This is a genomic window from Planctomycetota bacterium, from assembly GCA_038746835.1.
Taxonomy (GTDB): Bacteria; Planctomycetota; Phycisphaerae; order Tepidisphaerales; family Tepidisphaeraceae; genus JBCDKH01.
The window spans coordinates 1-5,041 of record JBCDKH010000236.1 but is presented as its reverse complement, the minus strand read 5'-3'; the positions used below and the strand labels follow the sequence as shown (position 1 = coordinate 5,041).

Genomic DNA, 5,041 nt, shown 5'->3' with positions numbered 1-5,041 from the left:
GTTCTTCAGCAGCACGCAATAGATCATCAGCTCCCACGACATGGCCAACCTCTGGGCCGTGGGGAGTAAGAAGTACCCGAACAAGAGCATCGAAGACGGCCTTGCCGAAAACGACTGGGCCGGCTGGAAGACACTCACCGACAAGATCGGCGACACCGTCCAGCTCGTCGGCGATGACCTGTTTGTCACCAACTCCAAGTTCCTCAAGCGCGGCATCGACGAAGGCTGCGCGAACGCGATCCTCGTGAAGGTCAACCAGATCGGCACGCTCAGCGAGACCTTCGACGCGGTTAACATGGCCATCCGCAACAAGTACGCGGCCGTCCTGAGCCACCGCAGCGGCGAGACCGAAGACGCCACGATCGCCGACATCGCCGTCGCCACCAACTGCGGCCAGATCAAAACCGGTGCCCCGGCCCGCAGCGATCGCGTGGCCAAGTACAACCAGCTCCTCCGCATCAGCGAACAACTCGGCGACGCCGCGGTCTACGGCGGCGTTCTGTAGGACAACCGGGACGCGGCGAGTGCAAGCAGCCTCACGGGTCCCTTTGCCTGGCTGCCAAGCCCGCGCGACGGGTGGTCTACGCCAGGCTACGCCTGCGTCGCAGGAGGGCCATCAAGCTTCCAAGGCCAGCCGTGAAGACGGTCGCCGGCTCTGTTACGGCCGTGTAATCGAGGGCGAAACTATCGATGTTCACCGAGTTCGTCGGGCCGTTGTATTGGATGACGCCGTAAACATCTGTTGCATCGTACAGCGACTCGTTCGTGACGGTGAATGCGCCGGTTGCAGCCCCGCTTCGGTAGCTCCAGCTGACGTCGAAGAGGTCTTCGGTTGCTGACTTGGTGATGGTGACGACGACGGTCTCGCCCGAAGCTTGGCCCGCGGCAGCGTCGAATCCGCTGTCGACAATGGGCTGGTCTTCGCTCCCGTCTTGTGCTGTGCCATCGACTTCCAGATCGCCCTGAAAGTCGTTGCGGAAGACGATGCCTGCCTGGGCTCGACTCCCGGGGCCGTTGACCGACAGACCCTCTTTGATACCGATCCGAAGATTCTGATTCTGCGTGCTGTTCGTGTAGAAGACGTCGATCATCAGCTCGATCGAATCTCCCACGCCGAACGAACCGCCCGACCCGGCATGCACGTATGCCGGTCCGTTACCGCTGATCGAGAATGAGCCGAAGCTGCCTGTGTTGGCAGCAGGTCCATTGGTCCCTTGAGCGAGCCAGCCATCGATCTCATCGATCGAGGTGCCATCGCTGAAGCCGTCTGACGACGTGAAGTCCGTCGAGTAATCGAGTAACGCCGCAGGTGCAGCTCCTGCTGAGCAGAGCGCAAACACGCCCGCAGCCATCGTCGCTTTCATATTCATTTGACTCCTCCTCCAGCTCCTTCAGCAGTCATCGTTCGAGCGGTGCCCACACAGGCTCGCGTGGAAACAGCACCCCTCGGATCGCGAAACCATAACACAATCGCCAATAATTACAAGTCTTTACGAGTAAACCCCAAGCACAGGCGGTAGGTCTAGGCCGGAGGCCGCCTCAGACTCGTCGTCCCGCCTCGGCTCAGCAATGCGGTGATGGGCCGGCGATGTGCGGTCGGGTTTGCCCGTGGGCCCCGGTCGCCCCAAGTGGCTTGTGAAGGCTGCCAGTTATCGGTCGTTGCTCGAAACGACCGATGCAAGCGATGTGTCGGACGACGTTCCAGACTCGACGACGGACGCATGCGCCGATGCTGGCCGGCGGGCGTCGCTGTGGGCACTGCCGCTGATGGCCGTCGGGTTGTCGTTGGTGGCGTGTGCGGTGTTGATTCCGGCGTCCGAGGAGAACCGCCTCGTCGAAGCGGAGCGGCGGCGGCTGGTGGCGCAGGTCGAGACGCTGCAGAACCAGGTCGAGACGAACGACGAGTTCCTGCGTCGTCTCGAACGCGAGGCCGAGGTGGCCAGACGCTTGTCGAACCGCATGCAGCCGCCCGAGCCCGACGGCGAGGTGGCGGTGCTGGCGTCGCATCGCACGGGCAGCGTCTGGCAGATGAGCCCGCTGGCGATGCTCGAGACCGAGGCCGTCGAGCCGATCGCCGCCCCGCCTGCGATGACTGGCAAGCTGGCCGACTGGTGTCGCGACGGTCGGCATCGTCTTGCGGTTGCAGGAACGGGCCTGTTCGCGTGCCTGCTCGCACTGCTCGCTGGCAGCGTGCGACGGCCCCGCGAATCCGGTGCGTCAGACGCATGACGTAGCGTCGCACGGTGCTCCTCCTCGCGCTCGAAACCACCAGTCGGCGTGGACAAATCGCGTTGAGTCGCGACGGGACGATCTTCGACCGTGACGCCCTGCCCGAGTCGAGGCAGGCGTCCGAGATGCTCGCGTCGGTCGTGAAGGACCTGCTCGATCGCAACACGACCACACCGCACGACCTCGATGCCGTCGCCGTCTCGTGCGGACCCGGCAGCTTCACCGGCACACGCGTCAGCGTGACGTTCGCCAAGATGCTGACCGCCTTCACCAAAGCCAAGCTCGTCGGCGTCTCGACCGCCGACGTCGTCGTGCGCCGCGTCGACCCGACGGAAAACAAGGCGTGCGTCGTCTTCGACGCCCGCCGCAAGTCGATCTGGGCCCAGCCGTACGAATGCCGCAATGACGACTGGCACCGCGTCGGCGAACCGCTGCTTATCGATCCCAAACGCCTCGTCGACCACGTTCCGACGGACGTCGTGCTCATCGGCGAGGGCGTCAGCTACTACTCCGACGCATTATCGGACTATCGCGTCCACGCTGACTTCTGGCCCGACATCGCCGACGTGGTGATGCTGGCGTCGGCCCGGCTGCAACGCGGCGAGCAGGATGACCCGGCCGGCTTCGTGCCGACGTACGTCCGCCCGCCTCAAGCGGTCGAGAACCTGCAGTCTTCCCCTGCCAGAGACGCGGTCCAGGGTGTATCGTGAACGTGCGGAGCCGCTTATGACCCAGCAACCCCAGCCCGAACCAGCCGACACCGCCCCGCCCAAACCGGGGCGATCGGGCGTGTCCGGGACGATCGGCAGCCTGCTGCTGGGCCTGGCGGTTGCGGGCTCGATCCTGCTGCTGCTCTTCGGCGTGAAGCGGGCGCAGGAGTTCCAGGTCTACGACTTCCTCCTGACCGGCATGCTGGCCGTCGCCGTCAGCCTTTCGGCCGCGGGCATCGGCGTGTGGCTTCGGACGCTGCGTCGCACGATCGACAACGCCGCCGCACGCCTGGGCGATCACGTCGCTTCGCAAAACGACAACCTCGCCTCGGCTGCGTCGAGCCTGGTCAAGCTCGACGACCACAGCCTCGTCAGCGAGCGGGCGAAGCTGGTCGCTTACCGCAAGCAGGACCGCGAGGCCGTCCGCCGGGCGATCGAGGAAGACCTGCTTGCCGGCGATTACGCGAGCGCCAGACAACTGGCCGACGAGTTCGAGAACGCTTTCGGCTACAAGCACGAGGCCGACCGCTTCCGCGAAGAGATCCGCCGTCGCATCGAAGACGCCCGCGGCCACGAGATCGGCGAGGCGACGGGTCGCGTCGACGAGCTCTGCGACCAGGAACGCTGGGCCGACGCGTTCGCCGAGTCGGACCGGCTGATTTCGAAGTACGACAACGACATGCGTGTGCGCCTGATCCGTACGCGCATCGAAGAGCGTCGCCAAGGCCGAAAGGTGGAGCTGGTGAAGCAATTCCACGCAGCCCGCGAACGCGGCGACGCCGACGCCGGCAGCGATTTGCTCAAGCAGCTCGACGCCTACCTCACGCCCGACGAAGGCCGACAGCTCGAAGCGCAGGCCCGCGAGGTCTTCAAGGAAAAGCTCATGCAGCTCAAGGACCGCTTCTCGGCTGCGTTGCACGAGAAGGACTTCAGCGAGGCGTTGCGGCTCGGCACGATCATCCGCCGCGACTACCCGAACTCGAAGCTCGCCCGAGAGGTCGCCGAGCACGAGCCCCGAATCCGCGAACGCGCCGGCATGGCGCCGGAGGACGAACCAGCGCCGATCTGAGGATCCTCCGTCATCCCGAGCGCAGCCGAGGGACCTCGTTTGCTTCCGCACGTTCGCTCGAACGAGGTCCTTCGACTCGCTGAGCTCACTCAGGATGACCGAGCCGACCTTTACACCACGCCGTGAGCGTTGTGGACAACGCGACTTTGCACGGGTCCGTTCGAGCGTGTCTAGTACCAACCGATGCCGCTCTTGCGCCGGTCGCTGTCGTACTACCGCGAGGACGCCGGGCGGATTGCGTTGTCGCTCGCGCTGATCATCGCGATGACGGCGCTCGGGCTGCTGGCCCCGGTGCCGCTGGCGATCTTCATCAACGCCTTCACCGACCAGGCCGGCGACGCGGACGGGTTCGTCTACCGGTTCTTCGACTGGGTGCCCCGCGACCAGACGCTGCGGACGGTCCTGATCCTGGCTGGCCTCATGCTCGGGCTTCGGCTGCTCAAAGAGCTGCTCCAGGCGTGGCAGGCGATGCTCAACATCGTCCTCGGCTACACCGGCCGGACGCGTGTCCAGGCGGAGCTGTTCCAGAAGCTCCAGGCGCTGGGCCTGCAGTACCACCGCAGTGTCCCGCAGGGCGACGCGATCTATCGCCTCAGCTACGACACGCACGGCGTCCAGGGCATTCTCAAGACCATCACCGGCTGGTTCACCAACGTCGTCGCGCTCGGCATGACGCTGGTCGTCATGCTCGACATGAACGCGTGGCTCACGCTCGTCGCCTTCGGCGTCGTGCCGGCACTGTTCCTGACGATCAAGTACTTCGGCCGACGCCTCGAGCGGTACAACGTCGCCCAGCGTGAAGCCGACGCGAGCGTGACGACGCAAATCCAGCGCTCGCTCCAGGCCGTCGGACTCGTGCAGGCGTTCCGTCGCGAAGAGGACGAGTCCAAACGCTTCGGCACCAGCGTCCGCAGCTACGTCGACGCGTCGCTCTCGCTGCACCGGCAGGAGGTGCTCTACTGGCTGGTGCTGGGCGTCATCCTCGGCACAGGCGCGGCGGCGCTGTTCGGGTTCGGCGGGTGGTTCGTCGCCG

Annotated in this window: 5 protein-coding genes and 1 pseudogene; 5 read left to right on the top strand and 1 reads right to left on the bottom strand. The window is 65.2% G+C overall.

The window, feature by feature from the left end; translation table 11 throughout:
• Window positions 1-25 precede the first annotated feature (25 nt).
• A pseudogene (gene eno, locus AAGI46_15765) lies at window positions 26-505 on the top strand (phosphopyruvate hydratase).
• 76 nt (window positions 506-581) lie between these two features.
• Here eno and AAGI46_15760 read toward each other — a convergent pair.
• Window positions 582-1,370, bottom strand: a complete 789-nt coding sequence (locus AAGI46_15760) for a hypothetical protein (GenBank protein MEM1013664.1) — start codon at window positions 1,368-1,370, stop codon at window positions 582-584.
• Window positions 1,371-1,608: 238 nt separating this feature from the next.
• Here AAGI46_15760 and AAGI46_15755 point away from each other — a divergent pair, with 238 nt between their 5' ends.
• From AAGI46_15755 to AAGI46_15740, 4 genes are all read left to right on the top strand, one after another.
• Window positions 1,609-2,229: a hypothetical protein gene (locus AAGI46_15755; protein MEM1013663.1), complete on the top strand. Its 621-nt coding sequence runs from the start codon at window positions 1,609-1,611 to the stop codon at window positions 2,227-2,229.
• A gap of 14 nt (window positions 2,230-2,243) precedes the next feature.
• A complete protein-coding gene (tsaB, locus tag AAGI46_15750; protein ID MEM1013662.1) occupies window positions 2,244-2,939 on the top strand; it encodes a tRNA (adenosine(37)-N6)-threonylcarbamoyltransferase complex dimerization subunit type 1 TsaB in 696 nt (231 codons plus the stop codon).
• Between the two features lie 16 nt (window positions 2,940-2,955).
• Window positions 2,956-4,008: a hypothetical protein gene (locus AAGI46_15745; GenBank protein ID MEM1013661.1), complete on the top strand. Its 1,053-nt coding sequence runs from the start codon at window positions 2,956-2,958 to the stop codon at window positions 4,006-4,008.
• Window positions 4,009-4,191: 183 nt separating this feature from the next.
• On the top strand, window positions 4,192-5,041 hold an 850-nt coding region (locus tag AAGI46_15740), incomplete at its 3' end, for an ABC transporter transmembrane domain-containing protein (GenBank protein ID MEM1013660.1).

Bases quoted from the DNA above. Each gene is read 5' to 3' on its own strand.
- AAGI46_15760 (MEM1013664.1), bottom strand. From the start codon at position 1,370: ATGAATATGAAAGCGACGATGGCTGCGGGCGTGTTTGCGCTCTGCTCA.
- AAGI46_15745 (MEM1013661.1), top strand. From the start codon at position 2,956: ATGACCCAGCAACCCCAGCCCGAACCAGCCGACACCGCCCCGCCCAAA.